Source organism: Ruegeria sp. BC5 (genome assembly GCF_056539205.1).
This window is the reverse complement of sequence record NZ_JBQFUN010000008.1, coordinates 157697-183981: the sequence shown is the minus strand read 5'-3', so window position 1 is coordinate 183981 and position 26285 is coordinate 157697. Positions and strand designations below refer to the sequence as shown.

The following is a 26285-nucleotide window of genomic DNA, read 5'->3' as shown; positions in this document are numbered from 1 at the left end:
CCTTTAGACCGAGGCCAGCAGGCCCGCAATCGCGGATCTATAGGCGGATATGATCTGATCACGTGCGACGTGGCGGCCCTGTTTCACCATGTGGCGTCCGGCAGACCACAAGTCAATTACCAGCCCATCAGGGGCGGCAAAACACAGTCCATCCAGCAATTGATCGTCCGTCAATGCGCAGAGCGTCGGGTGGGTCCGGTCAATGGCCAGCAGATCAGCTAACTTGCCCTCGGCAATCTCACCAGCGTTACGTCCAAGTGCTTGCGCACCACCTTGCGCGGCACCGGTATAAAGAGCGTGCCCGACCGAGCCTTCGCCCGGTACCAGGACCGCCCGCTGTTGATCACGCAGACGTTGGGAGTATTCCAGGGTGCGCAGTTCTTCGGGCAAGGAAATCCTAATATTAGAGTCTGATCCGACCCCGAATCGTCCATTTTCTGCGACGTAGGTCGCGCCGTTGAAAATACCATCGCCCAGATTGGCCTCGGTGATCGGGCACAGCCCCGCCACAGCACCGGACTGGGCCAGCGTGCGGGTTTCGGCATCGGTCATATGGGTGGCATGGATCAGACACCACCGCGCGTTCACGTCTGCATTGTCCAGCAGCCAGGCCACCGGACGCTGGCCCAACGCGGATTGTACGTCGGCGACTTCCTGAACCTGTTCGGCGATATGGATATGGACCGGACCCTTGGGTGTGTTTTGCAGCAGTTCGCGCAGGTCTGTCGGTGAAGTTGCGCGCAAGGAATGTGGCGCAACCCCCAATATAGAGTCAGTGCTTGGCAGTTTATTACGGCAATCATCCACCAAATTCAAAAACCGGGACACATCATTGCTGAACCGCAACTGCCCACCTGACAGCTTGTCCTGCGCAACGCCGCCATAGGTGTAGAGGACCGGTAAATGAGTCAGACCGATCCCTGACTGGTGTGCGGCGGAAAAGATACGCTGGCTTAGTTCCGAGAGTTGATCGTAGGCCGCGCCGCCGGGTTGGTGATGGACATAGTGGAATTCACCGACCGAGGCATACCCGGCCTCCTGCATCTCCATGAAAACCAGTGCGGCGATGGCTTCGATCTGGTCGGGCGTCAACCGATCCAGAAAGCGATACATCAGGTTGCGCCATGTCCAGAAACTCTCGCGTCCGGCCATGCGGGTTTCCGTCATGCCCGCCATGGCCCGTTGAAAGGCGTGGCTGTGCAGGTTTGCCAAAGCGGGCAAAAGAACGTCGACGCGTGTATCATCAGGCAGTGCCGACGCCTGGTACTGCACCCGGCTGATACGCCCATGGTCGATTTCTACTCGCACATCGTGAATCCAATCAGAGCCTAATAAAGCTGTCTTGGCATGAATCTGCATTTTGATTTCCATAATGTGTAGACTTCATATCTTTACACCTATACATAAAAATCAAACAAGAGGGGAGCCGAAAAGAATCGCCATGACCAGAAAAGCGGTCTTACTCAGCGCCAGGATGGCCACGATGTCAGAAGGGGGCACGCCCTATGGGCTGTGTCGGGATGCAGCGATCGCCGTTAACGGGGCAAAGATTGTCTGGGTCGGCGAACGCCAGGACTTGCCGCCGGAATATGTCGATTGGCCGGTCGAGGATTTCGGTGAACGGTTGATCACTCCGGCGCTGATCGACGCGCATACCCACGTGGTGTTTGGCGGAAACCGCGCAACTGAGTTCGAAATGCGGTTGAATGGCGCCTCATACGAGGACATCGCCCGTGCCGGGGGTGGTATCCTCTCCACGGTCAACGCCACGCGGTCCGCCAGTGCTGAGATGCTTTTGTCAGATGCTCTAACCCGCGTGGACGCCCTGATTGCCGAGGGTGTCAGCACCCTTGAGGTCAAGTCGGGCTATGGGTTGGATACCGAGACCGAATTGAAGATGCTGCGCGTTGCCCGCCGGATCGGTGAATCCCGCCCTATCCGCGTCAAATCCAGCTTTCTGGGCGCACATGCAGTGCCGCCGGAATATGCCGAATGCCCCGACGACTATATTCGCGAGGTCTGCATCCCAACCCTGCGCGCGACCCATGCCGAGGGGCTGGTGGACGCGGTGGATGGGTTCTGCGAAGGAATCGCCTTTAACCCCGCACAAATCGCCCTGGTTTTTGATGTGGCGCAAGAGCTGGGCCTGCCGGTGAAACTGCATGCCGAGCAGTTGTCCAATCTGGGGGGCGCGCAACTGGCGGCCTCTTACGGGGCTTTGTCGGCGGATCACATCGAATACCTGGATGCCGATGGTGTATCAGCCATGGCAAAGGCCGGAACCACGGCCGTGCTGTTGCCGGGCGCGTTTTACACACTGCGGGAAACGCAGGTGCCACCCGTTGATCTGCTGCGCCAGCATCAAGTGCCAATGGCTTTGGCGACTGACTGCAATCCCGGTTCTTCGCCGCTGACCTCGCTGCTGCTGACCATGAACATGGGCTGCACACTGTTTCGTCTTACGCCTGAAGAGGCGCTGGCTGGTGTCACCCGCAACGCCGCGCGCGCGTTGGGGATCAACGATGCGGGCACTCTCGCGCCGGGGCATAGGGCGGATCTGGCGATCTGGAATGTCACTCATCCGGCGGAACTGGCCTATCGCGTCGGCTTCAACCCACTGCACAAACGTCTTTTCGGAGGGATCGAATGACGTCTCTGATTTTGCAGCCCGGTCAGGTTTCTTTGGCGCAGCTGGCCGAGATCTATTGGGATCAAACGGCTGTTTCACTGGATTCTGACTGCAAGCCCGCAGTCGATGCGGCGGCGCAACGTATTCAGGCGGCGGCTCGGGGCGATGACCCCGTCTATGGCGTCAATACCGGTTTTGGGAAACTGGCCAGCCTCAAAATCGCGCCGCAGGACACCTCGACCCTGCAGCGAAACCTGATCCTCAGCCATTGTTGCGGTGTTGGTCCCGCCATACCGCAAAGGCTGACCCGGCTGATGATGACACTCAAGCTGTTGTCCTTCGGTCGCGGTGCATCGGGCGTGCGGTGGGAGCTGATCGAGCTGTTGCAGCAGATGCTGGCCCGCGGGGTCACTCCGGTGATTCCGGCACAGGGTTCGGTTGGGGCATCGGGCGACCTGGCGCCACTAGCCCATATGACGGCGGTGATCATTGGCGCGGGAGAGGCGGAGGTGAACGGCACTGTTTTGCCGGGGGCTGAAGCGCTGAAAACAGTTGATTTAGAGCCTATTCAACTAGGTCCCAAGGAAGGACTGGCCTTTATCAACGGCACGCAGTTTTCAACTGCCTTTGCCCTGGCTGGGGTGTTCGAGGCTTGGCGTGCGGCGCAAAGTGCGCTGGTTGTTTCCGCCTTGTCGACCGATGCGATCATGGGGTCCACCGCACCCCTGCGGCCTGAAATTCACACTTTGCGCGGTCATCGTGGCCAGACCGAAGCCGCCAGCGCCATGCGCGCGGTGCTGGACGGGTCGGAAATTCGGGAAAGTCACCGTGAGGGCGACACCCGCGTTCAGGATCCTTATTGCATCCGCTGTCAACCGCAGGTCACGGGTGCGGCGATGGATGTATTGCGGCAGGCCGCTGCCACGCTTGAGGTTGAGGCCAACGCAGCCACCGACAATCCGCTGGTTCTGGCCGACGGGATTGTCTCGGGCGGGAATTTCCATGCTGAACCCGTAGGGTTCGCCGCTGATATGATCGCGCTGGCCGTGTCCGAGATCGGTGCTATCGCGCAGCGTCGCATTGCCCTGATGGTGGACCCGACGCTCAGCTTTGATTTGCCGCCTTTCCTGACACCTGATCCGGGGTTGAATTCTGGCCTGATGATTGCGGAGGTCACCACCGCCGCATTGATGAGCGAGAACAAGCACCTCGCCAATCCCTGTGTCACCGACAGCACCCCCACCTCGGCCAACCAGGAGGATCATGTTTCGATGGCGGCCCATGGTGCGCGGCGCCTTATCCGAATGGTCGAGAATTTGAACTACATTCTGGGTGTGGAATTACTGTGTGCGTCTCAAGGGGTTGAATTTCGCGCGCCGCTGGTCACCAGCGGGCCTTTGAAGCAGGTCATTGCTCGGTTGCGGGCTGACATTCCGGCCCTGACCGAAGATCGTTATTTGGCCCCTGACTTGGAGACCGCGAAACAACTGGTAGCCGGGGCGTCGATCCTACGGGCCGTTGGCACCCCAATGCCCGAGGTGGTGTGATGCAGGTGGTTAGCGTGCATCACGGGGATGGCCCTATCGTCTTGGGACAACCGCATGGCGGGACCTATGTGCCGGATGACATTGCAGCTCGTCTCAATGACACTGGGCGTGCATTGGGGGACACGGATTGGCACATAAACAGGCTCTATGATAAGCTTTTGAGTGGTGCGACGGTGGTTCAGTCGCATGTTCATCGCTATGTCATCGACGCCAATCGCGATCCCGACGGTGTTTCGCTTTACCCAGGGCAAAACACGACAACGCTGGTGCCATTGACCGATTTCGATGGGCAACCGATCTGGCGCGACGGGCAGGAACCGTCAGAGGATGAGATCGGTCAGAGGCGCGAAACCTTCCATGTACCCTATCATGCCGCGCTTGCCGAAGAGTTGGAGCGCGTGCGGGCAAAGCACGGCGTGGCTGTTCTGTTCGATTGCCACTCGATCCGCAGTCGCATTCCATTTCTGTTTGAAGGCATGTTGTCCGACATGAATATCGGGACGGATGGGGGAGTGACCTGTGCGCCAGATATAGAGTCTATTACACATGAATTTGCCGCATCGTCGCCCTACAGCACCGTTCTGAACGGGCGGTTCCGGGGTGGCTGGACGACCCGCCACTATGGCCGTCCGGCCGACGGTCTGCACGCCATACAGATGGAACTGGCGCAATCCACTTACCTGACAGCCGAGGCCGCCCCGTGGAGTTATGACACTGCCAAGGCCGACCGCCTACGTCGTTGGCTGCGCGATATTCTGGAAGCCATCCAAGACACTGCATTGGAGACGATCCCATGACCGACCCTCGCAAGAACACGCGCGATATCTATCCGCCGACAGGCCCCGAGCTGAACGCCAAAAGCTGGCTGACTGAGGCCCCGCTGCGGATGTTGATGAACAATCTGCACCCGGACGTGGCCGAAAACCCGCATGAACTGGTGGTTTATGGCGGAATCGGCCGCGCGGCCCGCACGTGGAAGGATTTCGACACTATTGTGGACGGTTTGAAGGATCTGGAAGAGGACGAAACCCTGATCGTTCAATCCGGCAAGCCGGTCGCCATTGTGCGGACGCACAAGGACGCGCCCCGCGTGCTGATCGCCAATTCCAACCTAGTGCCCCATTGGGCAACTTGGGATCACTTCAACGAGCTCGATAAGAAGGGTCTGATGATGTACGGCCAGATGACCGCTGGCTCGTGGATTTACATCGGCACGCAGGGCATCGTTCAGGGCACCTATGAGACCTTTGCCGAGGCCGGGCGCCAGCATTATGGCGGCGACCTGACCGGCAAGTGGATTCTGACCGGGGGCTTGGGCGGCATGGGGGGCGCGCAACCGCTGGCCGCCGTTTTTGCCGGTGCCTGCTGTCTGGCGGTCGAGTGTAACCCAGACAGTATCGATTTCCGCCTGCGCACCAAATACCTCGACGAAAAGGCCGAGACTCTGGACGAAGCGCTGGAGATGATCGATCGTTGGACCAAAGCGGGCGAGGCAAAATCCGTGGGCCTGTTAGGTAACGCGGCTGAGGTGTTCCCAGAAATCTTCAAAAGAGGAAACGAGGGCATCCGCCCGTTTCCCGATATTGTCACCGATCAGACCAGCGCCCATGATCCGATCAACGGCTACCTGCCAATTGGTTGGTCCATGGCGCAGTGGCGTGAAATGCGTGAAACAGACCCTAAAGCAGTGGAAAAGGCTGCTCGGGCGTCGATGAAACAACACGTCGCCGCGATGGTTGATTTTTGGAACGCGGGCGTGCCGACGCTGGATTACGGTAACAACATCCGGCAGGTGGCACAGGATGAGGGGTTGGAGAACGCTTTTGCCTTCCCAGGTTTCGTTCCCGCCTATATTCGTCCGCTGTTTTGCAAAGGGATTGGGCCATTCCGCTGGTGTGCGTTGTCAGGCGACCCCGAGGATATCTATAAGACCGACGCCAAGATGAAAGAGCTGTTCCCCGAGAACGAACATCTGCATCGCTGGCTCGACATGGCGCAGGAACGGATTGCGTTTCAGGGCCTGCCTGCGCGGATTTGCTGGATCGGGTTGGGCGACCGCCACCGCGCCGGGTTGGCGTTCAATGAGATGGTCGCCAATGGTGAGCTGAAAGCGCCGGTCGTGATCGGCCGGGATCATTTGGACAGCGGTTCCGTCGCTAGCCCGAACCGCGAGACCGAGGCGATGTTGGACGGGTCTGACGCCGTAAGCGATTGGCCGCTGCTGAATGCTCTGATCAACACCGCCAGCGGCGCGACCTGGGTCTCGCTGCATCACGGTGGTGGGGTCGGCATGGGGTTCTCTCAACATGCGGGTGTGGTGATCTGTGCCGATGGTACCGAGGACGCGGCCCGACGGTTGGAACGGGTGCTGTGGAACGATCCGGCCTCGGGCGTGTGGCGGCATGCGGATGCGGGGTATGACATTGCAAAGGATTGCGCCCGCGCCCATGGGCTGCGGTTGCCTGGCATTCTGGGGTAAACATATCAACTGTCTCTGGTGAATTGGCGGCCCCTGCGCTATGCGCGGGGGAGCCTGCAGGAGACCGATGATGTACGTAGCCACTCTGTTGACCAATCCGAACATGCCGAAGCTCGAGCAGGCTTTGGTCGAGTCGTTGTGCAACGCGTGGGGCGGGGGCGATCTGGTTTGGCTCAGCGAAGATGAGGCGGCGCAGTTCACGTTTCCCGAGCTGCCTGATAATCAGTGGGACGTCTGGGCAGAGCTGCAGTTGTTAGAGGTCGACCTGATCGTGCAGCCGTTCGGGAAACGCCGCAAGCTGATGCTGCTGGCCGATATGGACAGCACCATGATCCAGCAGGAATGTATTGACGAACTGGCCGATGAGGCGGGCGTGGGCGATCGCGTCAAAGACATTACCGCGCGGGCCATGAATGGTGAGCTTGATTTCGAAGGTGCGCTGATTGAACGTGTTGGCCTACTGAAGGGCTTGGATGAGGCGGTGATCGACAAGGTTCTGAACGAACGCATTACATTGATGCCGGGCGGTAAGGAACTGGTTGCGACGATGCGCCTGAACGGGGGCTATGCGGCCCTGGTGTCGGGTGGGTTTACGGCCTTCACCGCGAGGGTGGCTGATCTGCTTGGCTTTGATGAAAACCGCGCCAATACATTGCTGGCCGAAAAGGGCAAGCTGACCGGCGATGTACAGCGCCCGATTCTGGGCAAACAGGCCAAGGTGGATGCGCTGGCGCAGATTACCAAGCGGCTGGGCCTGTCCGAGGCCGACGTGATTGCCGTGGGCGATGGCGCCAATGATCTGGGCATGCTGAGCCGGGCCGGAACCGGTGTGGCGCTGCATGCCAAACCTTCGGTCGCCGCCAAATGCGATATTCGGATCAATTACGGAGATCTGACGGCATTGCTGTACCTGCAGGGCTATTCCCGCGTGGCCTTCACCGAGGTCTGATCGCAAGGGGCTTCCCTTTATTTAACAAAAATGTTAAACAATGGTCATGAACACGCTTCTGACCGCATTTTCGGCATTGTCCGATGCCACCCGATTATCGATCGTCGAGCAGTTGATGCAAGACGGTGAACTGCCCGCTGGTGACCTGATCGAAGGTCGCGGCATGTCCGGGGCCGCGATCTCGCGCCATCTGAAGGTGTTGCGCGCCGCCGGGCTGGTGCAGCAGCGAGTGCAGGGCAGTCAACGCATGTATTCCATCCAGCCCGAGGGGCTGCGGACCATCGCGGAATGGACCATCTCGAAACGGCAATTCTGGGAAAGCAGCCTCGACCGTTTGAACGATTTGATTGAAAGGGAGAATTCATGGCCGACCTGAAATTGGAACGCGCGTTTCCCACATCCCAGGAAAACCTGTTTGCCTGGATCAGCGATGGTGCAAAGCTGTTGCAGTGGTGGGGCCCCGAAGGGATGCATGTGCCCGAACATGATTTGGATTTTTCACGCCTTGGGCCGTGGCACTCGGTCATGGTGAATGCCGAAGGGCAGCGATACAAAGTATCCGGGCAGGTGACCCATGTTGATCCGCCGAATTCAGTGGGGTTCACCTGGGCCTGGCATGACGATCAGGATCAGCGCGGAGCGGAAAGCCACGTGACGCTGACGGTCACAGCGACGGAAGCTGGTGCAAAGCTGGTTCTTGATCACCGCGAATTGGCCGATGCCGAGGTCGCGGCCAACCACAATCAGGGTTGGACTTCGTCACTGCGCAAGCTGGAAGCTCAGTTTTAAGATTTTCATTAGGGAGGAAGAGAAATGCCTCAGTTCTTGTTTGTCTATCACGGCGGTCACACCCCAACCGACCCCGCCGAAATCGAAGCGACCATGGCCGCCTGGGGCGCATGGTTCCAGAATATGGGCGATGCGCTGGACATCCCCGGCAACCCGGTGGGCCAGTCCTATACCGTCAGCAACAGCGGTGTCGTCGACAATGGCGGTGCCAACCCGGCCTCGGGGTTCACGGTCATCAGGGCCGACAGCATCGACGCCGCCAACGAGATGGCCAAGGGCTGCCCCATGGTCGTCAACGGATCAGGCTCGGTCGAAGTGGCCGAGATTCATCCGATCGAGATGTGATCGCCTTAGCCGGGGAAACCCGGCGCAGGCTTGATGATGCCGCATTCCAGCCCGCGGCGGCTGTACTGAATGGCGTTCATGAATTTGCGGGTGGCCGGGTTTTCGGCCTCCAGCACACCCAGATGGACAAGAATGGATGCGATGGCACATTCAGCGGCACGCGTGGTGCCGTCTGTGATCTTCAGTGCCACGCCCATGCGTTTTTCCGGAATGATGGCGATGAAAACAGCTTCGGCCCCGGTCTTGATCGCGGCGCGGCCCTCCATCGCGCGCATCAGTTCGGTACAGGCGCGGCTTTCGCCGGCAACCAGTTCGGGATGCTTGATCATCGCAGCGGTCAATTGCTGCGCCGCATCGCTGGCCCGGTCCGACCGGTCGGCGGCCGAGGCAAACCACGCCATCGATCGCGCCAACCCCACCAGCGAGGTGGCAAAGTTTGGCGCTGAACATCCGTCTATCCCATAGGCGGGGCTGGCCTCCCCGGTTGTTTCTTCGATGGCTGACAAACAGGCCTGCTGAACTGGGTGGTCGATTTCCAGATACTCCGGCCCGGCTCCCATATGCTGGGCCACGGTCAGGAACCCGCAATGCTTGCCCGAACAGTTATTGTGAATCTGGCAAGGCGTGTCGTCGGCCAGAATCAATCCGTCGCGCGCGGCCATATCCTGCGGCTCTTGCGGGCCGCAGCGCAGATCAGGTTCGGACAGGTTCAAATGGTCCAACCAGGCGGTCACGCGGTCAGTGTGGATATGCGCGCCGCTGTGTGAGGCGCAAGCCAGTGCCAGATGCTCGCTGTTCAGCCCATATTTCGCCGCGGCGCCTGAGGTGATCAGCGGCAGACCTTGGATCATCTTGGCCGAAGATCGTGGGTAGATAATCGCACTTGGATCACCCCAGCTTTGTACGATCTGGCCACTGTCATCACAGATCACTGCATGGCCCAGATGCAGGCTTTCCAACAAGGGGCCGCGCCATAGTTCTGTCATTGGTACCGGCTGCGTCATCAGGCCTCTCCGTAATATGCGCAAAATTCTGCCAATCGCCCTTTCGCCTGTGGCGAAACCTGCGTTAGTGTGTGTATGTCGACAATCATCGGAATACGCAACTTACAGACGAACCGGCAGGGTGCGCAGGCTTTTCCGATGGGTATGAGGTAATAGGTCGAGCTAGGAGGCTGGACAGATGGGATTGAAACTCGTCCGTGTAATCGCGGGCCTGTGCATGGCAGGGATGGCCACTACGGCAACCGCTCAGCAGGCGTCAAGCACCAACCGTGTGGCAGCCAAAACCGATTGGAGCGTGTTCGTCGAAGACGATCCCACCGAATGCTGGAGCGTGTCTGCACCCAAGGAAACCGTCAACACACGCGGTGGCCGGGTGGTCTCGGTCCGCCGCAGCGATATCCTGCTGTTCGTGTTCTATCGTCCCAACGCCGAGGTGAAGGGGCAAGTGACCTTTACCGGCGGCTATCCGTTCGCGGCAGGCTCAACCGTCAATCTTGAAATCGACGGGACCGAGTTTGAACTGATCACCGAAGGCGAATGGGCCTGGCCTGCAACCGAAGGCGAAGACCTCAAGGTGGTTGCAGCGATGAAGCGGGGCACTGAGGCTGTTCTGACCGCCCGGTCCGAGCGTGGGACGCAGACCAAGGACACATTCTCGTTGCTGGGTTTCACGGCAGCGATCGAAGACGCCGAGAAACGCTGCACAAACTGATACGTATCTGAAGACACGCGAGACCCCGTCATTTGGCGGGGTTTTCTTTTTTTTTGAAGCGCCAAGTGTCGGCTTTACGCCACGTCTGTCTGCAAGTTTGATCCGTATCAAAGCGAGCCTCCGACATTTTTGAACTAATTAGTTCAGCTGAATAGAAGGAGCTTACGAATGCTGAATAAGCCTATTGTTGCGCTGATGATGGCAGTCGCCGTGTTGTTGAGCGCGTGTGAAAAAGATTCTGAAACCTACCCCGTATCCGGTGAGCAATGTGGGCCAGAGGATCCGGTAAAAACTTTGGATGCAGCAGATTGCGATATCCTGCCAGCGGGCATCTGAAGCGGCTTACCTGATAGCATTGATTTCGGCCGCATCGGCGTTGACGGTGCGGCCAATCTGTATTTGGGGCGCAGTAGTTCGCGTGCTACCGTCGGCAGTGGGAACCTCTGGCAGGAGCGAGTTATGCGGTATGTATTGATCACATTGTTGTTTTCCTCTGCGGCACTGGCAGACCCAACGTTGGAATGTTCAGACGCAAGTTCTCAGGTGGAAATTGGGGCGTGTGTTGGCGAGATGGAAGATCGGGTCAGTCTGGCGCTGGAGGAGAGCTACGGATTTGCCATGCAATCGGCCAAAGAGTTGGACGAGATCACCGAGCGGGTGGTGGCGCAGCCCGCCTTGGAAGCTTCGCAATCAGCCTGGGCAAGCTACCGCGATGCGCAGTGCGAAGCGGTGGGCGCTTCCTATGGCGGAGGGTCCGGTACTGGCATCGCCATCACCGCGTGCCGGGTCGATCTGGGACGCGCGCGTGTGGACGAGTTGCTGCGCTTTGCGAATTGATTGATACGATTCCTTTTGATCTTTGCTAGCGATCCTATATAGAGGCGCATCCCAAGCCAGAATCCGTTGAGATAACCACATGTCGCCCAAAGCGCCGATCACTCAAGATGTCATGACCATCCCCCGCAAATTGCCCGAGGGGAAGACTAACCTTGTCGGCCTGACCCGCGCCCAGCTGCGTGAGGTTTTGATCGAACATGGCACGCCGGAAAAGCAGGCCAAGATGCGCACCGGTCAGATCTGGCAATGGATTTATCAATGGGGTGTGCGCGACTTTGCCGAGATGACCAATCTGGCCAAGGCCTATCGCGCACAACTGGCCAAAAACTTCGTGATCGAAATCCCTGAGGTTGTTACGCGTCAGGTGTCCGAGGACGGCACGCGCAAATACCTGTGCCGTATCGCGGGCGGGCACGAGGTTGAGGTCGTGTACATCCCCGAAGAAGATCGCGGCACGCTGTGCATCTCGTCTCAGGTGGGTTGCACGCTGACCTGTTCCTTCTGCCACACCGGCACGCAGAAACTGGTGCGCAACCTGACCGCGGCCGAGATTGTCGGTCAGGTCATGATGGCGCGCGACGATCTTGAGGAATGGCCGGTTCCCGGCGCGCCCAAGGACGAAACCCGTCTGCTGTCGAACATCGTTCTGATGGGCATGGGTGAGCCGCTGTATAATTTCGAAAACGTCCGCGACGCGATGAAGATCGCCATGGATCCCGAGGGGATTTCCCTGTCGCGCCGCCGCATCACCCTGTCGACCTCGGGTGTTGTGCCTGAAATCGCGCGCACGGCTGAGGAAATCGGTTGTCTGCTGGCGATCTCGTTCCATGCCACCACGGATGAAACCCGTGACGTGTTGGTGCCGATCAACAAGCGCTGGAATATCGAGGAACTGCTGGGTGCGCTGGCCAGTTACCCGAACGCATCGAATTCCGAACGGATCACCTTTGAATATGTGATGCTGGATGGCGTGAACGACAGAGACGAGGATGCGCATCGCCTGATCGACCATATCAAGCGTCATAACATCCCGGCCAAGATCAACCTGATCCCGTTCAATGAATGGCCGGGCGCGCCGTACAAGCGCAGCTCGAACAATCGCATCCGGGCCTTTGCGAATATCATTTACCAGGCGGGTTACGCCTCACCCATCCGTAAGACGCGGGGCGAGGATATCATGGCGGCTTGTGGTCAATTGAAATCGGCCACGGAACGCGCCCGAAAATCGCGCAAACAGATCGAGGCCGAAGCCGGGGTGAAAAGCTGAGGCGTGTTATTGTCGCCAAGTGGTCGACAATAAATAAATTCTCGCCTTGCTGTTCTTTGCATTCGAAATTTGGTATGTTTTAAGCGTCGGGGCTGGATCGGCGCATGTCACTCTTGCGCACAAAGCGGTGAAAGCCGTGGTCTGGCCGTGGCGCGTTTGTTCAGGGCCGCTATCTTATTTCAAACATGATAGGCGGCTTTCAGGCGAACCTTAAGAAACAGGTAGGCCATCCATATGTTTTTACGATTTAAACGTGTGTTTTCGATCTCACTGACAGTGCTGTCAGTTTCGGGGTTGTCCGCAACCGACGGGTTTGCGCAATCAACTGGTGAGGACGCGCATATTGCCATCGAGAATCCAGCGGATTTGTCCAAGGAGGAAGCATTGCGCATCTATGAATCCCTGCAGCGGCGCATGGCGCGGGGTTATGGCGCTGCACAGCTGGATTTGCTCCTGAATTATCAGAACTGGCCATTGTTCAACGATGCGCCCTATATCTCGGCCACCCATGGTCAGCGGTATGTGAACAGCTATGCCAATCGCATGGCTCATAACTACGGAACGCTGGCCGAGGGGGAAAAGCTGCCCAAAGGCTCGGTTTTGGCCAAGGACAGCGTGACCGTCACGGATGAAGGCAATATCCATCCCGGCGCTTTGTTCGTAATGGAAAAACTGGCCCAAGGCGAAAGCCCCGACACGGGTGACTGGCGTTATATCATGGTGATGCCAGACGGATCGCTGTTCGGGGACACGATGGGTGCGCGCGCAAATTCGGTCGCCTATTGCCATGATTGCCACGAGGCAGTGGCCGACCGGGACTACACCTTTTTCGTACCCGAAGAATACATCGTCGGCAATTGATCAACTGCGCTTGAGGCGGGCGGCTCCGATCACCTCGATCAGGGTCTGACGCACGGGTTCGGGCTGCGCCTCAACCGCGTTCAGCACCTCGCGCAGTTCTGCGCGCAGGCCGTGCATCTGGTCGATCAGCGAAATCATCATCGACAGCGCGTCGGGTTCCATCTCGTATTGCTCATGCAATTCGCAGGCCAGTTCCAGACGGGCGACGTCAAGGCTGTGATAGACCAAGCCCTGATCGGTTTGTTCGGGGATCACGATCTCGGCGGCCAAGTATTCGGTCAACCGGGTCGAGGTCAGGCGGGTGACGGTTGCGATCAGCTGCTCTTCGGTCAGAGTGCGGGTCATGACGGCATTCCTTTACGCGGATCATAACTGTGGCTCTCGCGCCATGTCTCCATGAATTGCTTTAGGTCTTCGTCGATCTGTCCGGGCATCGCGATGGTCAGTTCGATCAGCTGATCGCCGCGCTCGGTTGAGCCGCGTTTCTTAACCCCTTTGCCGCGCAGGCGCAGTGTCTTGCCGCTGCTGGTGCCCGCAGGAACGCTGACGTTAACGCCACCGTCGATGGTGGGTGCAGGGACCTTGCCGCCCAGAATGGCCTCATCAATCGTGATCGGCAGAGTGATATGTATGTCGTCGCCCTGACGATCGAAGACGGGGTGTTTGGCAACCGAGACGGTCACTAGAGCATCACCCGGCGGCCCGTCGCCAAAGCCCGGATCGCCTTTGCCGCGTAGGCGGATGGTTTGGCCGTCGGTGATGCCAGCGGGAATCTTGACTTCGATCCGGTCGCCATCGGGCAGGGTCAGTTTCTGGCTGGCCCCAAAAACCGCATCCAGAAAACTGATCTGCAGGCTGTAGCCTCGATTGTGCCCCGGCGCGTGGAATTCATGGGTGCGCTGGCCGTATCCGCCACGGCCCCGCATGAACTCGGCAAAGATGTCCGACATGTCATCGGGGTCTGCAGCCTGTCCCCGATAAGGGTTCCCGGCGGCCTCGGCGTAGTCGCGATAATAATGCTGCTGTGGGCGTTCCTGACCCGAGGCGTCAATCTCACCATTGTCGAATTGCGCCCGCTTTTCGGGGTCTTTGAGCAAGTCGTAAGCGGCGGCTGCCGCCTTAAACTTGGCTTCGGCCTCGGCATCGCCGGGCTTTAGATCCGGGTGGCATTCCTTGGCGATACGCCGATAAGCCTTTTTGATTTCGGCGGCGCTGGCGTCTTTGGCGACACCAAGGGCGGAATAGGGATCGTCGCTCATCTCACCTCTCGCGGGTCGGGCTGAACAGGTTGGTTTTATCATGCGATTTCAAGGACCCAAAAGGAAGAGGCTTTTGAAACCGCTCGCAAAACCCCGAAAGTCTGCTAACATATGCACGTTTCGAATTGTTTTCTGACGGAGACCCCCATGACGCGCAGAATCAAATCCGCCTTGGCCCTGCTGGCCGGCAATGCCATCGGGTTGCTACTGGCCACGCTGCTGCTGTCAGGGTTTGCGATCAAGCCGATCTCTTTCATCGTCGTGGTGATCGTCTTTACGCTGGTGCAGGTGGTGGCCGAGCCGCTGATCCTGAAGCTGGGCGAGAAAAAAGCACCCGCGCTGAAAGGCGGCATCGCGCTGATCGTTACCTTTGTGGGCTTGCTGACAACCGATCTTGTCACTGCCGGGTTGACGGTTGGAGGTATCTCGAACCTGTTGGCGGCCACGCTTCTGGTCTGGCTGGGGGCGCTGATCGCCAGCATAGTGCTGCCGATCTATGTGTTTACAGAATTGCGTGAGCCCAAGAAGAAATCATAGCGCGTTCAGGCTGATTTCAATCGCCTGCCACAGTTCCTCGACCGGTTCACAGCCGACAGACAGGCGGATGAAGGCGGGGTCGACATCGTCGCCCCAGCGCGCGCGGCGTTCTGCTGAACTGTGGACGCCACCAAAGGAGGTTGCGGGACGCAACATCGGGCAGGCGTTGATAAAGGCCTCGGCCTTAGCCTCGGTCTCAAGCGTGATCGACAGCAGGAACCCAAACCGCGACGTCTGTGCCGTGGCCAGCGCATGCGATGGATCGCTAGGCAGTCCGGGATAGCGGATTTGCCTGACCGTCGAGTGGACGGCCAACCGTTCGGCCAGCACCTGCGCCGAGGAACACATACGGTCGAACCGCACATCCAGCGTTTCCAGTCCGCGATGCAACAGCCAAGCCTCATGCGGGCCGGGGATCGCCCCTGAAACGCGGCGCCATTCTACTACCCGTTCCATAATCTGTGCATTGCGGCTGGCCACGTGGCCCATCAACAGGTCGGAATGCCCACCCATGGCTTTTGTATCCGAGGCCACAACCACGTCGATGCCCATATCCAGCGGGCGCTGGCCTAGCGGGGTCAGGGTCGTATTATCAGCAATCGTGATCCCGCCCGCTACACGTACAGCAGTGGCGATAGCTGGCAGGTTCAGCATGTCCAGCCCGGGGTTTGAGGGGCTTTCGACAAAGACCACATCAAAGCCGTCAAACCCGCCCTCGGTAAAGGTGGCCGTTGGGCGTTCGGTGACCGTTACACCCAGCCCGGACAAGAACTGATCGGCCAGCACGCGCGTGACATAGTACCCATCTGACGGAATCAGCAGGTGCGACCCGGCCTTCAGGGTTGCAAACAATGCGGCTGAAATTGCCCCCATGCCAGACGGAAAAGTCAGGCAGGGCGCACCTTCAAGATGGGCCAGCACATGTTCCAGATGCTCCCAAGTGGGGTTGTCGACTCGGCCGTATGTGGGCAGGCCGTCCGTCACGCCCGGCAAATGATACATACTGCTTTGAGTCAGCGGCAGCGTCACCGGCTCACCCGCGTTCAAGGCATTGCCGCGCAGGTGCAGCATCTCTCCGGTCTTCGGGGCCATGGTTCAGCGCCCCGGTATTTCGTCGCGGGGCGGGGCGGGTTCCCAGTTCTCGATGATCTCGACCGCCTCTTGCGCCGTGTCGACAAACCGGAACAGATCAAGGTCTTCGTCCGAGATGGTGCCCGCGTCCGCAAGCGCCTCCCAGTTGATAACCTTTTCCCAGAACTCGCGCCCAAACAGCAGGAAGGGCACGCGCTCCATCCGACCGGTTTGGATCAGGGTCAGGGATTCGAACAGCTCATCCATGGTTCCGAACCCGCCGGGAAAGATGGTGATGGCGCGGGCGCGCATCAGGAAATGCATCTTGCGGATGGCGAAATAGTGGAAGTTGAAGCTGAGCTCGGGGGTCACGTATTCGTTCGGCGCTTGTTCGTGCGGCAACACGATGTTCAGGCCGATGGAACAGCCGCCCGCATCCTGCGCGCCGCGATTCCCCGCCTCCATCACGCCGGGGCCACCGCCGGTGACGATGACGTTCTCGCGGCAGCCTGTTTCATTGGATTTCTCAGTCATCAGCCGGGCGAATTCGCGGGCCTCGTCATAGTACTCCGACAGGTTGGCCAGCGTCTGGGTCCGGGCGGTGTGTTTCTGCGACGGCTCAGGAATACGCGCACCGCCGAACATGACGATGGTCGAGGTGATCTCACGCTCGGTCATGAGCATCTCGGGTTTCAGCAGTTCCAGCTGCAGGCGAACCGGGCGCAGCTCATCCCGGCACAGGAAATCGTCATCGGCAAAGGCAAGGCGATACGCGGGCGAGCGTGTTTGCGGCGTGTCCGGCACTTCGCTCGCGGTCGAGCGGTCGGTCTGCGCGTCGCGGAAAGGGCTGAGGCGGTCTTCTCTCATGAATGATGGTTCCCTGCTTGCGTGTTCTTGAAACAGCTATAGGGTTCGCGGGCAGAGTGCCAGTCACGGACGAACAAGAATGAATTGGAAGAGTGAAATATTGGCGGCCGCCGATCGGATCAACGGCTACGCGCAGGTGACGCCGGTGATGAAAAGCCGGGCTTTGGGTCTGGATTATCCGATTGAGATGAAGCTGGAACATCTGCAACATACCGGCAGTTTCAAGGCGCGCGGGGCGTTCAATACATTGCTGAGCCAGGATGTGCCCAAGGCGGGTATCGTTGCAGCGTCTGGCGGCAATCATGGTGCAGCGGCGGCCTTTGCAGCGCGTGCTTTGGGCTATCCTGCCAAGATTTTCGTGCCGGAAATGGCGGGGCCGTCGAAAATCACGCTGATCGAACGGACCGGTGCGGATCTGAGCGTGGTGCCGGGCGAATACGCTAACGCGCTGACCAGGGCGCAAGCGCATGAGGATGCAACAGGTGCGATGCAAATCCACGCCTATGACGCGCCCGCAACCGTTGCCGGGCAGGGCACCTGTTTCGCAGAATGGGAGGCGCAGGGTCTGCAGGCCGACACGGTTTTGATTGCCGTCGGCGGCGGCGGATTGATTGCGGGCGCACTGGGCTGGTTGCAGGGCGCGCGCAAGGTTGTGGCGGTTGAACCCGAGACATCATGCGCGTTGAACGCATCCCTTCAAGCCGGAGAGCCGGTGGATGTCACCGTCTCGGGCATTGCCGCCAATGCGCTGGGCGCGCGGCGGATCGGGTCGATCTGTTTCGGGCTGGCGCAGGGAATGACTTCGGTTCTGGTTAGCGACGAGTCCATCGCCGAAGCCCAGCAGGTTCTGTGGCGCACGCATCGGATTCTGGTAGAGCCAGCGGGCGCGACCGCATTGGCTGCGCTGCTGTCTGGTGCCTATCAGCCGGAACCCAATGAGCGTGTAGCGGTGCTGGTTTGTGGTGGGAACCTCTCGCCGGACCCATTGAACGGCTGAAACTGCAGCAATCAGCCGCAAAGCGCGCATTCTGCGTCGCATTGCGGCCTGTCCCCTGCTTGCGTATAGGCAACACCAACGTGAACAGATTCTGCAGGGAGCCGCCAAATGTCCAACGCGCAACTGGAAGCCGCTATCGAAGCCGCCTGGGAGGCACGCGATACCATCACCCCCGCCACCTCTGGCGAACAACGCGAAGCGATCGAAGATACGCTGAACGCGCTGGACAGCGGTTCGCTGCGTGTGGCCGAAAAGATGGACAGCGGCGACTGGCATGTGAACCAGTGGGCCAAAAAGGCGGTTCTGCTGGGCTTCCGCATCAAGGACATGGAGATTCAGTCGGGCGGTCCGCAGGCCGGCGGCTGGTGGGACAAAGTGGACAGCAAATTCGCGGGTTGGGGCGAGGATCAGTGGCGCACCGCCGGGTTCCGCGCCGTGCCGAACTGCGTGGTTCGCAAATCCGCCTATGTCGCGCCCGGCGTGGTGCTGATGCCGTCTTTCGTGAACCTAGGCGCTTATGTCGACGAGGGCACCATGGTCGACACCTGGGCCACCGTGGGGTCCTGCGCACAGATCGGCAAGAATGTACACCTGTCGGGTGGCGTCGGCATCGGTGGTGTGTTGGAACCGATGCAGGCAGGCCCCACCATCATCGAAGACAATTGCTTTATCGGCGCGCGCTCTGAGGTGGTCGAAGGCTGCATCGTTCGCGAAGGCTCGGTTCTGGGCATGGGTGTGTTCATCGGCAGGTCGACCAAGATCGTTGACCGCGAAACCGGCGAGGTCACATATGGCGAAGTGCCGCCCTATTCGGTGGTTGTTGCCGGATCGATGCCATCAAAGAACAATATCAGCCTGTACTGCGCGGTGATCGTGAAACGTGTGGATGAAAAGACCCGCTCGAAAACCGGGATCAATGAATTGTTGCGGGACTAACAGGTAAGAAAAAAGATAATGCCCGAACCACGTTCGGGCATTTCATTTGTTTAAGCTCGGTTATCGAGCGATCTGATTGTTGGCGTCCGCGAGCTATATTCTCGTCATCTGACCAACACCAGATAAGCTTAGTTAGCGATCTTCGCCTGGACGTTCGACTGCGCTGCCATTTTCTTCGCCGCTAGTGTAGCCACTGCCGTTGGATTCACCGTCGTCTCCGCCGCCGGATTCACCGCCGTCATTGGGTTCACTGCCGTCATCGCCGTCATTGGGTTCACTGCCGTCATCGCCATCGTTGGGTTCACTGCCATCGTCACCGCCGGATTCACCGCCGTCATTGGGTTCACTGCCGTCATCGCCACCACCGGAACTGTCGCCGTCATCGCCACCACCGGAACTGTCGCCTTCATCGCCGCCACCGGAGCTGTCGCCTTCATCGCCGCCACCGGAGCTGTCGCCTTCATCGCCGCCACCGGAGCTGTCGCCTTCTTCGCCGCCGCCGGAGCTGTCGCCTTCTTCGCCGCCGCCGGAGCTGTCGCCTTCATCGCCGCCACCGGAGCTGTCGCCTTCATCGCCGCCGCCGGAACCGCCACCTTCTTCGCCGCCGCCGCTGGCTTCAGCTTGCACAGAGTTGGTGGATGCGATTGTCACAACAAAAGCTGCGGGAGCCAGAGCTAGAACGGACACACTTGCCACGGTAGTTAGGAGTTTAGACAAAGTACTCATTGAACTTTCCTTTGTTAAAAAATTGCGACCAATAGTGTTGGGTATTCTAAATTTCGCATGCCATACCTCGTATCGACCTAAAGATGTGGCGCTGCCGTAAGCTAATTTCCGCGCAAATAAACCCGGGCTGTCGGCGAAATTGTACCGATTTCAACCATGCGGATTCTCAATAATATTCCTGTCAATCCAGTGGGGAAATTTTTGCTAGTAACGTGTGTCAATTTTGCATGAAGGCGGAAGCCTGTTGGCTTTGATGCAACGTATTTCGGTTGCCCACAAATCGAATCAGGTCTTGCTGCCGGATCGTTCTATCAGTTGACCATGCCTTGTTGCGCCCGTAATGCAGGCGCCATGGAAAAGCAAAAGAAACCCTCGCGTCAGCAAGTCTATACCCTGCTTGTGCAGATCGGCCGCAAGGATGGCGATGGCCTGCCCGACGGCGCGACCGGCGCGGCGCTGATGTGTTTCGCCAGTGGCGTGGATGAGGCCGAAGCCGTGCGCGAGACCGTGGCGATCCTGAAACAGGCAGACACCGCGCCGCTGGACGTCACCGGCTATGGTACATTGGCCGAGCGAGAAGCACAGGGCCATGACATTGACGCCGACGAGCGCGCGCTGATGCAGCGGGCATTGGATGAAAACGCGGTCATAGTCGCGCAGATGACGCCGTTTTTCGGCGATGAGGAGCAGGGTTAGTTCCGAACCCCGAACCACTTGCGGTATATCTCGTCATAGGTGCCGTCTTCACGCAGCGACAGCAGCGCCTGATTGACGTCCTCGACCAAGGGTGATCCCGTCGGGAAGGCGATCCCGTAATTCTCTCGCAAGAACACGCCGCCGGTCACCGATGCGATCCGTCGTCCTTCGTGCGAGGCATAGTAAGACAGGATCGGCGCGTCAAAAACAACCGCGTCCAGCTCTTTGTCCTTGAAGGCGGTCAGCATCTCATCCAGACCGGAATATCCGGTAAACTCGATCTCGCGCCGGTTCAGGAAATTTGCGGCGGTCGAGTTCGAAATCGTGCCCACCTGTTTGCCATACAGATCGTTGACCGAATTCACGTTGCCGCTGATCGCATCCACCGTCATGACCGAGGTGATGCGCGCGGTAAAAACCGACACGATGAACAGGGATGACACCACCAGAACCACGCCCAGCACACGGCCAAACGGGGTGCGCGGCATGCGTTCTTCGAACCCGCCATTGACCACCAGGTTCAGCGCCCACCAGAAGGACGGGAACCATGCCTCATTCAATTTGCGGTCGAAATAGGGCTGCGAGCGGCGCTCGAACCCCCACATCAGCATGCCACCGCCCAACAGGATGGCAAAGGCCAGGCCAATGGCGATGAACAATTCGGTCGACAGCAACGCATGCAGCAGCGAGGGCCGGCGTGCGGCCTCGGACGGGACCATGATCTGCAAACCGGCCTCAAAGATCGGCTGGCTGAAATCCATCTGCGTTTCGCGCGCCGCGGTGATCGAGATGTTGGCGATGGCCAGATCGGCGGTACCGTCCTGCACTGCACCCAGCATGTCGCTGAACGCCTCGACCCGGTTGACCGAATAGTCCCAATCCAGCGACTGGGCCAGCGCCGCCAGCAGATCCATGGAAAAACCGGTCTGTGCCCCGTCTTCGACATAGGAAAACGGAGGGCGGGTCACGGTGGTGACGTCCAGTGTCTGCGCCTGGGCTTGTTGTGCAAGCGTGGCGAAGGTCAGGCAGATCAGTGCGAATAGGGCGCGTATCATCGTCAGTTTACCTGTTTGGCGCGGCTCTAACGCAATTTTGACGGGTGCGGCAAGGTAGTCGCGGGGTCAAGGTCCGTGTTTTATTGGGGTATCGGCGCGATACAAACAGAAAAAAGCCCGTGGAATCGGGCGTGCGGGGGTTGGCAATCGGCCCAATTCGTTGAATCTGTGCGCGAACCAGCGCCCGAATGAAGCAAAGAGGTCTCACCATGACAGATCCGGTAGAATTGACAGCGGACCTAATCCGTTGCCCATCGGTCACACCCGAAGAAGGTGGCGCGCTGGTGTTGTTGGAAAAGTTATTGTCGGATGCGGGGTTCGATTGCACGCGGGTCGATCGCGGGGGTGTCGCCAACCTGTTCGCGCGCTGGGGCAAAAAGGGCCATGCGCGCAGCTTTGGGTTCAATGGCCATACCGATGTTGTTCCGGTCGGGGATGAAGCCGCCTGGACCATGCTGCCCTTTGGGGCGGAAATCCGCGACGGCGTGATGTACGGGCGGGGGACGACCGACATGAAATCCGGCGTGGCGGCCTTTGCGGCAGCGGCGGTGGATTTCGTGCAAGATACGCCACCAGACGGTGCAGTCATTCTGGCCATCACCGGGGATGAAGAAGGTGATGCCGTGGACGGCACAACCGCGTTGCTGGATTACATGGACCGCGCCGATGAACGGATGTCGGTCTGTCTGGTCGGCGAACCGACCTGCCCGAACACGATGGGTGAGATGATGAAGATCGGGCGTCGTGGCTCGATGACGGCGTGGTTCACGGTGACCGGTGTACAGGGGCATTCGGCCTATCCGCATCGCGCCAAAAACCCGCTGCCTGCAATGGCGCGGCTGATGCACGACCTGGCCAGTCATGAGTTGGATCAGGGCACGGATCATTTCGATGCCTCGACGCTGGCCGTTGTGAATATCGATACCGGAAATACAGCAACCAATGTGATCCCGGCGCAATGCCGTGGGGCAGTGAATATACGGTTCAACGATTTGCACTCGGGTGCAAGCCTAAGCGACTGGTTGCGGGCCGAAGCGCAGCGTGTGGCTAAGGCATATGACGTCGAGGTCGATATCAAGATCAAAATCTCGGGTGAAAGCTTTCTGACCCCGCCCGGCCCGCTCTCGGATCTGGTGGCGCAAGCGGTCGAGGCGGAAACGGGCCTGCGACCCGAGATGTCCACGACCGGCGGTACTTCGGACGCGCGGTTTGTGAAAAACCACTGCCCGGTGGTCGAATTCGGCCTGGTTGGCCGCACGATGCATCAGGTGGATGAATGCGTCGAGGTGGCGCAGATCGACCAGCTCAAGGCGATCTACACGCGCATCCTGCGGGATTATTTCGCCTGATCCATGCAGCGGACTCTGGTCATCATGGTCAAGGAACCACGCCCGGGGCGGGTAAAGACTCGTCTGGGTCGCGATATCGGCATGGTCGGCGCAGCCTGGTGGTTTCGGCATCAGACCCAGTCGTTGATCCGGCGGTTACGCGACCCGCGCTGGCAGATTGTCCTGGCGGTCTCCCCGGACCGCGAGGGGCTGAACAGCCGTATCTGGCCGGTGGATCTGCTGCGAGTGCCACAGGGGAACGGTGATCTGGGTGATCGCATGGGCCGGATGTTGCGGGACATGCCAAAAGGTCCGATCTGTTTAATTGGTGCGGATATTCCCGGCATCACGCGGGGGCATATTGCGCGGGCGTTCAAGGCGCTGGGCTCGACGCAAATGGTGTTCGGGCCTGCGCCGGACGGGGGCTACTGGCTGGTTGGCGCGCAACGCTATGGGGCTTTGCCCACGAACCTGTTCCGCGATGTACGCTGGTCCACGGAACACGCACTGGCCGATACTCTGGTCTCAATCCCCGGAACGCGGGTGGCTTTTCTGGATCATCTGCGTGACGTGGACACGGTTGCCGATCTGAAACCCTGATCTTTTTTAGTCATGACGCCGTCGCATCCCCGTGATACGCCGGACTTATGACTCGCATCCCTACCAAGCAAGAGGTCCTCGATTGGATCTCGGCGAACCCCACCCTGACCTCGAAACGCGATATCGCCAAAGCCTTTGGCATCAAGGGTGCAGATCGAATTGATCTGAAGCGTATCCTCAAAGAACTTGAGGCCGAAGGGCATCTGGAAAAGCGCAAGCGCAGCTATCGTGACCCGGACCGGTTGCCGCCGGTCAGCGTGTTGCAAGTAAAGGCTCCGAATGCCGATGGTGACCTGTTCGCGCGCCCACTGGAATGGCATGGTGAAGGCGTTGAACCCATCGTTCTGATCGTTGCACGCGCCAGCGATCCGGCGCTGGGCGAGGGCGACCGCATTCTGGCTCGCCTGACGGTGGTACATGAAGAAGACCACAATTACGAAGCGCGCTTGATCCGACGTATCGGAACCAATCCGCGCAGGATCGTCGGTATCTTCCGCAAAAGCGCCGAAGGTGGACGGATCGTCCCCATCGACAAGACCGGCTCGACCGAATGGCTGGTGCATGACGGTGCGGTACTGGGCGCCAAGGATGGCGAACTGGTCGAGGCCGAACAGGCAGGCCCCAAGAACCGCATGGGTCTGCCGCGCGCCCGTATCGTCGAGCGGCTGGGTGACCCATCGGCACCCAAGGCGGTGTCGCTGATCGCGATCCACCAGCACGGTATCCCCGACGATTTCCCTGATAAGGTGATTGCCGAGGCCGATAAGGCCAAACCCGTCGGCCTGAAAGGGCGCGAAGACCTGCGGGACATGCCGCTGCTGACCATCGACCCCTCGGACGCGCGCGACCATGACGACGCCTGTTATGCGCACGCGGATGAGGACCCGAAAAACCCCGGCGGCCATGTGATCTGGGTCGCCATCGCGGATGTTGCTGCTTATGTGCAGCCGGGAACCGCACTGGATCGCGAGGCGCGAAAGCGTGGTAATTCCAGCTATTTCCCGGATCGTGTGGTGCCGATGTTGCCGGATCGCCTGTCTGGCGATCTGTGTTCGCTGCACGAAGGCGTTCCGCGCGCCTGTATCGCCGTACGGATGCAGATCGACGCAGACGGCAACAAGATCGAACACCGGTTTGTGCGGGGCCTTATGCGTTCGGCCGCTTCGCTGCACTATGCCGAGGTGCAAGACGCCATTGACGGTAACCCGAATGACCGCACCGGACCTTTGTTGGAAACTGTTCTGAAACCGCTCTACGCCGCTTATGCGGCCCTGAAGAAGGCGCGCGCCGAACGGCAGCCGCTGGAGCTGGACCTGCCGGAACGCAAGATCGTCCTCAGCGACGCGGGCGAGGTGACCAGCGTGGCGTTCCGCGACCGGCTGGACGCGCATAAGTTGATCGAGGAGTTCATGATCCTCGCCAATGTCGCCGCCGCCGAGACCCTGATTGCCAAGCGCCGCCCGCTGCTGTTCCGCGTGCATGAAGAGCCCGCGCCTGAGAAACTGGAAAGTCTGCGGGAAACGGCGCAGGCCGCCGGTCTTAATTTGGCCAAGGGCCAGGTTCTGCAAACCCGGCATCTGAATGCGCTGTTGAACGCCGCCGCCGGGACCGAGGATGCCGAGTTGATCAACCTCAGCACATTGCGGTCGATGGCGCAGGCGTATTACAACCCAGAAAACTTCGGTCATTTTGGCCTGGCACTGCGGAACTATGCGCATTTCACCTCGCCCATTCGACGCTATGCCGACCTGATCGTGCATCGGGCGCTGATCACGGCCCACGGCTGGGGTGACGACGGGCTGACCGAGGATGAAATCGCCCGGCTGGACGAAACCGCCACCCATATTTCGGACACCGAGCGGCGTTCGATGATGGCCGAACGGGATACGACAGATCGCTACCTGGCTGCCTATCTCAGCGAACGGGTGGGCAATGAGTTCAGTGGCCGTATCAGTGGTATCGCCCGGTTCGGGGCCTTTGTGAAAATGGACGAAACCGGTGCGGATGGTCTGGTGCCCGTCCGATCGCTGGGGCGCGAATTCTTCCATTTCGACCGTGAGGCAGGGACGCTGATGGGATCGGACACCGGGCTGATCATCGCCATCGGACAGCGTGTCACCGTGCGTCTTACCGCGGCGACGCCTGTGACCGGCGGTTTGGAACTGGAATTGTTGTCCATTGACGATCAGGCCCTGCCACGGGGACGCGGTGCGAAAGGGCGACCAACTCGACGCAAAGCGGTTAGCAACAAGCGCAAGAAAGACAAGATCAAACGCAAGGTCGAACGCAAACGCCGTCAGAGGTGATAGGTCAGCGCCCGCGCAATCAGCCAGCCATGGCGCGTCGGGTCGATCTGCGCGGGGTCGTCAAACAACACGGCCCTGTTGCCATCCAGCCGATCCTCGCTGGGAAAGGCCGAGGTGAAATCACCCATCAACCGGCTTTGGCAATGCACATACAGTGCAAATCGCGCGGACTTATGCGTGCCGATCCGGATTGTTGAACCCATTGGGGCCAGATAGGCGGGCTGACCCCAGCGCAGCGATTCCTGCAAAGGCTGCGCGTCGGGCAAGGACGCGGCGGTGTCAAAGATCAGGTCACGCAGGGCAAGCGCCCCGACACGAGCATCAATTGGCAGCGCGTCAAATGCGGTGGCAACTTTTGGATCGTCAAAGGGTGTCATCTCAGCAGCTTATTCGGTTTGGCCGGGCGCGTCAGGTATTTTGGTCTGAGTGCTTTGTGAATCTCACACTTTGCGCTATCCTGAGGTTGAGCAGTAATCAGGAATTTCGGA

Annotated in this window: 29 protein-coding genes; 20 read left to right on the top strand and 9 right to left on the bottom strand. The window is 59.4% G+C overall.

Features of this window, described 5'->3' with window-relative positions:
- Positions 1 to 3: 3 nt before the first annotated feature.
- Positions 4 to 1359: a formimidoylglutamate deiminase gene (locus ACR0LY_RS17105; protein ID WP_170351125.1), complete on the bottom strand. Its 1356-nt coding sequence runs from the start codon at positions 1357 to 1359 to the stop codon at positions 4 to 6.
- Positions 1360 to 1441: 82 nt separating this feature from the next.
- On the opposite strand from ACR0LY_RS17105, the gene hutI reads away from it, so the two are divergent.
- The 8 genes from hutI to ACR0LY_RS17065 all read left to right on the top strand — a co-directional run bounded on the left by hutI (position 1442) and on the right by ACR0LY_RS17065 (position 8738).
- Positions 1442 to 2650, top strand: a complete 1209-nt coding sequence (gene hutI, locus ACR0LY_RS17100) for an imidazolonepropionase (protein ID WP_170351124.1) — start codon at positions 1442 to 1444, stop codon at positions 2648 to 2650.
- Positions 2647 to 4176 (top strand): histidine ammonia-lyase, encoded by a 1530-nt coding sequence (hutH, locus tag ACR0LY_RS17095; protein WP_170351123.1) that lies wholly within the window; start codon positions 2647 to 2649, stop codon positions 4174 to 4176. Before hutI ends, hutH begins: the two co-directional genes overlap by 4 nt.
- Entirely contained in the window at positions 4176 to 4973 is a 798-nt protein-coding gene (hutG, locus tag ACR0LY_RS17090; protein WP_170351122.1) for an N-formylglutamate deformylase, read from the top strand. The genes hutH and hutG overlap by 1 nt, the downstream gene beginning before the upstream one ends.
- A complete protein-coding gene (gene hutU, locus ACR0LY_RS17085) occupies positions 4970 to 6655 on the top strand; it encodes a urocanate hydratase (protein WP_170351121.1) in 1686 nt (561 codons plus the stop codon). The genes hutG and hutU overlap by 4 nt, the downstream gene beginning before the upstream one ends.
- Positions 6656 to 6725: 70 nt before the next feature.
- Positions 6726 to 7604, top strand: coding sequence for a phosphoserine phosphatase SerB (gene serB, locus ACR0LY_RS17080; RefSeq protein WP_170351120.1), 879 nt, complete (start codon positions 6726 to 6728; stop codon positions 7602 to 7604).
- A 46-nt stretch (positions 7605 to 7650) separates the two neighbouring features.
- Positions 7651 to 7980: an ArsR/SmtB family transcription factor gene (locus tag ACR0LY_RS17075; protein WP_170351119.1), complete on the top strand. Its 330-nt coding sequence runs from the start codon at positions 7651 to 7653 to the stop codon at positions 7978 to 7980.
- Entirely contained in the window at positions 7968 to 8393 is a 426-nt protein-coding gene (locus ACR0LY_RS17070; protein ID WP_170351118.1) for an SRPBCC family protein, read from the top strand. Before ACR0LY_RS17075 ends, ACR0LY_RS17070 begins: the two co-directional genes overlap by 13 nt.
- A 24-nt stretch (positions 8394 to 8417) precedes the next feature.
- Positions 8418 to 8738 (top strand): YciI family protein, encoded by a 321-nt coding sequence (locus ACR0LY_RS17065; RefSeq protein ID WP_170351117.1) that lies wholly within the window; start codon positions 8418 to 8420, stop codon positions 8736 to 8738.
- A gap of 5 nt (positions 8739 to 8743) precedes the next feature.
- Here the strand turns inward: ACR0LY_RS17065 and ACR0LY_RS17060 are convergent, their stop codons facing one another.
- Positions 8744 to 9742, bottom strand: a complete 999-nt coding sequence (locus ACR0LY_RS17060) for an asparaginase (protein WP_170351116.1) — start codon at positions 9740 to 9742, stop codon at positions 8744 to 8746.
- Between the two features lie 178 nt (positions 9743 to 9920).
- Here ACR0LY_RS17060 and ACR0LY_RS17055 point away from each other — a divergent pair, with 178 nt between their 5' ends.
- From ACR0LY_RS17055 to ACR0LY_RS17035, 5 genes are all read left to right on the top strand, one after another.
- Positions 9921 to 10454 (top strand): invasion associated locus B family protein, encoded by a 534-nt coding sequence (locus ACR0LY_RS17055; RefSeq protein WP_170351115.1) that lies wholly within the window; start codon positions 9921 to 9923, stop codon positions 10452 to 10454.
- A gap of 168 nt (positions 10455 to 10622) precedes the next feature.
- Complete coding sequence (locus ACR0LY_RS17050; protein ID WP_170351114.1) at positions 10623 to 10790, top strand: hypothetical protein; 168 nt, start codon at positions 10623 to 10625, stop codon at positions 10788 to 10790.
- Between the two features lie 123 nt (positions 10791 to 10913).
- Positions 10914 to 11291, top strand: a complete 378-nt coding sequence (locus ACR0LY_RS17045) for a lysozyme inhibitor LprI family protein (RefSeq protein ID WP_170351113.1) — start codon at positions 10914 to 10916, stop codon at positions 11289 to 11291.
- 79 nt (positions 11292 to 11370) lie between these two features.
- A complete protein-coding gene (gene rlmN, locus ACR0LY_RS17040; protein WP_170351112.1) occupies positions 11371 to 12558 on the top strand; it encodes a dual-specificity RNA methyltransferase RlmN in 1188 nt (395 codons plus the stop codon).
- Positions 12559 to 12792: 234 nt separating this feature from the next.
- The gene (locus ACR0LY_RS17035) at positions 12793 to 13419 is read left to right on the top strand and encodes a cytochrome P460 family protein (RefSeq protein WP_170351111.1); all 627 of its coding nucleotides are present in this window, start codon (positions 12793 to 12795) and stop codon (positions 13417 to 13419) included.
- Here ACR0LY_RS17035 and ACR0LY_RS17030 read toward each other — a convergent pair whose 3' ends face one another.
- Positions 13420 to 13764 (bottom strand): hypothetical protein, encoded by a 345-nt coding sequence (locus ACR0LY_RS17030; RefSeq protein WP_170351110.1) that lies wholly within the window; start codon positions 13762 to 13764, stop codon positions 13420 to 13422.
- The gene (locus ACR0LY_RS17025; protein ID WP_170351109.1) at positions 13761 to 14678 is read right to left on the bottom strand and encodes a DnaJ C-terminal domain-containing protein; all 918 of its coding nucleotides are present in this window, start codon (positions 14676 to 14678) and stop codon (positions 13761 to 13763) included. The genes ACR0LY_RS17030 and ACR0LY_RS17025 overlap by 4 nt, the downstream gene beginning before the upstream one ends.
- 147 nt (positions 14679 to 14825) lie before the next feature.
- On the opposite strand from ACR0LY_RS17025, the gene ACR0LY_RS17020 reads away from it, so the two are divergent.
- Complete coding sequence (locus ACR0LY_RS17020; RefSeq protein WP_170351108.1) at positions 14826 to 15215, top strand: hypothetical protein; 390 nt, start codon at positions 14826 to 14828, stop codon at positions 15213 to 15215.
- Here the strand turns inward: ACR0LY_RS17020 and ACR0LY_RS17015 are convergent.
- Together ACR0LY_RS17015 and ACR0LY_RS17010 are read right to left on the bottom strand one after the other, a co-directional pair.
- Positions 15210 to 16307 (bottom strand): cystathionine gamma-lyase, encoded by a 1098-nt coding sequence (locus ACR0LY_RS17015; protein WP_170351107.1) that lies wholly within the window; start codon positions 16305 to 16307, stop codon positions 15210 to 15212. The two genes, ACR0LY_RS17020 and ACR0LY_RS17015, sit on opposite strands and share 6 nt — an antisense overlap.
- A gap of 3 nt (positions 16308 to 16310) precedes the next feature.
- Complete coding sequence (locus ACR0LY_RS17010; RefSeq protein WP_170351106.1) at positions 16311 to 17153, bottom strand: LOG family protein; 843 nt, start codon at positions 17151 to 17153, stop codon at positions 16311 to 16313.
- Between the two features lie 79 nt (positions 17154 to 17232).
- Here ACR0LY_RS17010 and ACR0LY_RS17005 point away from each other — a divergent pair, with 79 nt between their 5' ends.
- Both ACR0LY_RS17005 and dapD read left to right on the top strand, forming a co-directional pair.
- Positions 17233 to 18150 (top strand): threonine/serine dehydratase, encoded by a 918-nt coding sequence (locus ACR0LY_RS17005; RefSeq protein WP_170351105.1) that lies wholly within the window; start codon positions 17233 to 17235, stop codon positions 18148 to 18150.
- 108 nt (positions 18151 to 18258) lie between these two features.
- Positions 18259 to 19086, top strand: a complete 828-nt coding sequence (gene dapD, locus ACR0LY_RS17000) for a 2,3,4,5-tetrahydropyridine-2,6-dicarboxylate N-succinyltransferase (protein WP_170351104.1) — start codon at positions 18259 to 18261, stop codon at positions 19084 to 19086.
- A gap of 132 nt (positions 19087 to 19218) precedes the next feature.
- Here dapD and ACR0LY_RS16995 read toward each other — a convergent pair whose 3' ends face one another.
- The gene (locus tag ACR0LY_RS16995; RefSeq protein ID WP_480567280.1) at positions 19219 to 19812 is read right to left on the bottom strand and encodes a hypothetical protein; all 594 of its coding nucleotides are present in this window, start codon (positions 19810 to 19812) and stop codon (positions 19219 to 19221) included.
- Positions 19813 to 20163: 351 nt separating this feature from the next.
- Between ACR0LY_RS16995 and ACR0LY_RS16990 the strand changes: the two genes are divergently transcribed.
- Positions 20164 to 20508 (top strand): hypothetical protein, encoded by a 345-nt coding sequence (locus ACR0LY_RS16990; protein ID WP_170351102.1) that lies wholly within the window; start codon positions 20164 to 20166, stop codon positions 20506 to 20508.
- On the opposite strand, the gene ACR0LY_RS16985 is transcribed toward ACR0LY_RS16990, so the two are convergent.
- The gene (locus ACR0LY_RS16985; RefSeq protein WP_170351101.1) at positions 20505 to 21563 is read right to left on the bottom strand and encodes a transporter substrate-binding domain-containing protein; all 1059 of its coding nucleotides are present in this window, start codon (positions 21561 to 21563) and stop codon (positions 20505 to 20507) included. The two genes, ACR0LY_RS16990 and ACR0LY_RS16985, sit on opposite strands and share 4 nt — an antisense overlap.
- 209 nt (positions 21564 to 21772) lie before the next feature.
- Here ACR0LY_RS16985 and dapE point away from each other — a divergent pair, with 209 nt between their 5' ends.
- Genes dapE through rnr form a run of 3 tightly spaced genes read left to right on the top strand, consistent with a single transcriptional unit; the run spans position 21773 to position 25797 of the window.
- Positions 21773 to 22912 carry a succinyl-diaminopimelate desuccinylase gene (dapE, locus tag ACR0LY_RS16980; protein WP_170351100.1) on the top strand — a complete coding sequence of 380 codons (1140 nt, stop codon included), beginning with the start codon at positions 21773 to 21775 and terminating at the stop codon, positions 22910 to 22912.
- 3 nt (positions 22913 to 22915) lie between these two features.
- Positions 22916 to 23491, top strand: coding sequence for a TIGR04282 family arsenosugar biosynthesis glycosyltransferase (locus ACR0LY_RS16975; RefSeq protein ID WP_170351099.1), 576 nt, complete (start codon positions 22916 to 22918; stop codon positions 23489 to 23491).
- A gap of 47 nt (positions 23492 to 23538) precedes the next feature.
- A complete protein-coding gene (rnr, locus tag ACR0LY_RS16970; RefSeq protein WP_170351098.1) occupies positions 23539 to 25797 on the top strand; it encodes a ribonuclease R in 2259 nt (752 codons plus the stop codon).
- Here rnr and ACR0LY_RS16965 read toward each other — a convergent pair.
- Complete coding sequence (locus ACR0LY_RS16965) at positions 25788 to 26174, bottom strand: DUF1801 domain-containing protein (RefSeq protein ID WP_170351097.1); 387 nt, start codon at positions 26172 to 26174, stop codon at positions 25788 to 25790. The genes rnr and ACR0LY_RS16965 overlap by 10 nt on opposite strands.
- Positions 26175 to 26285: the final 111 nt, after the last annotated feature.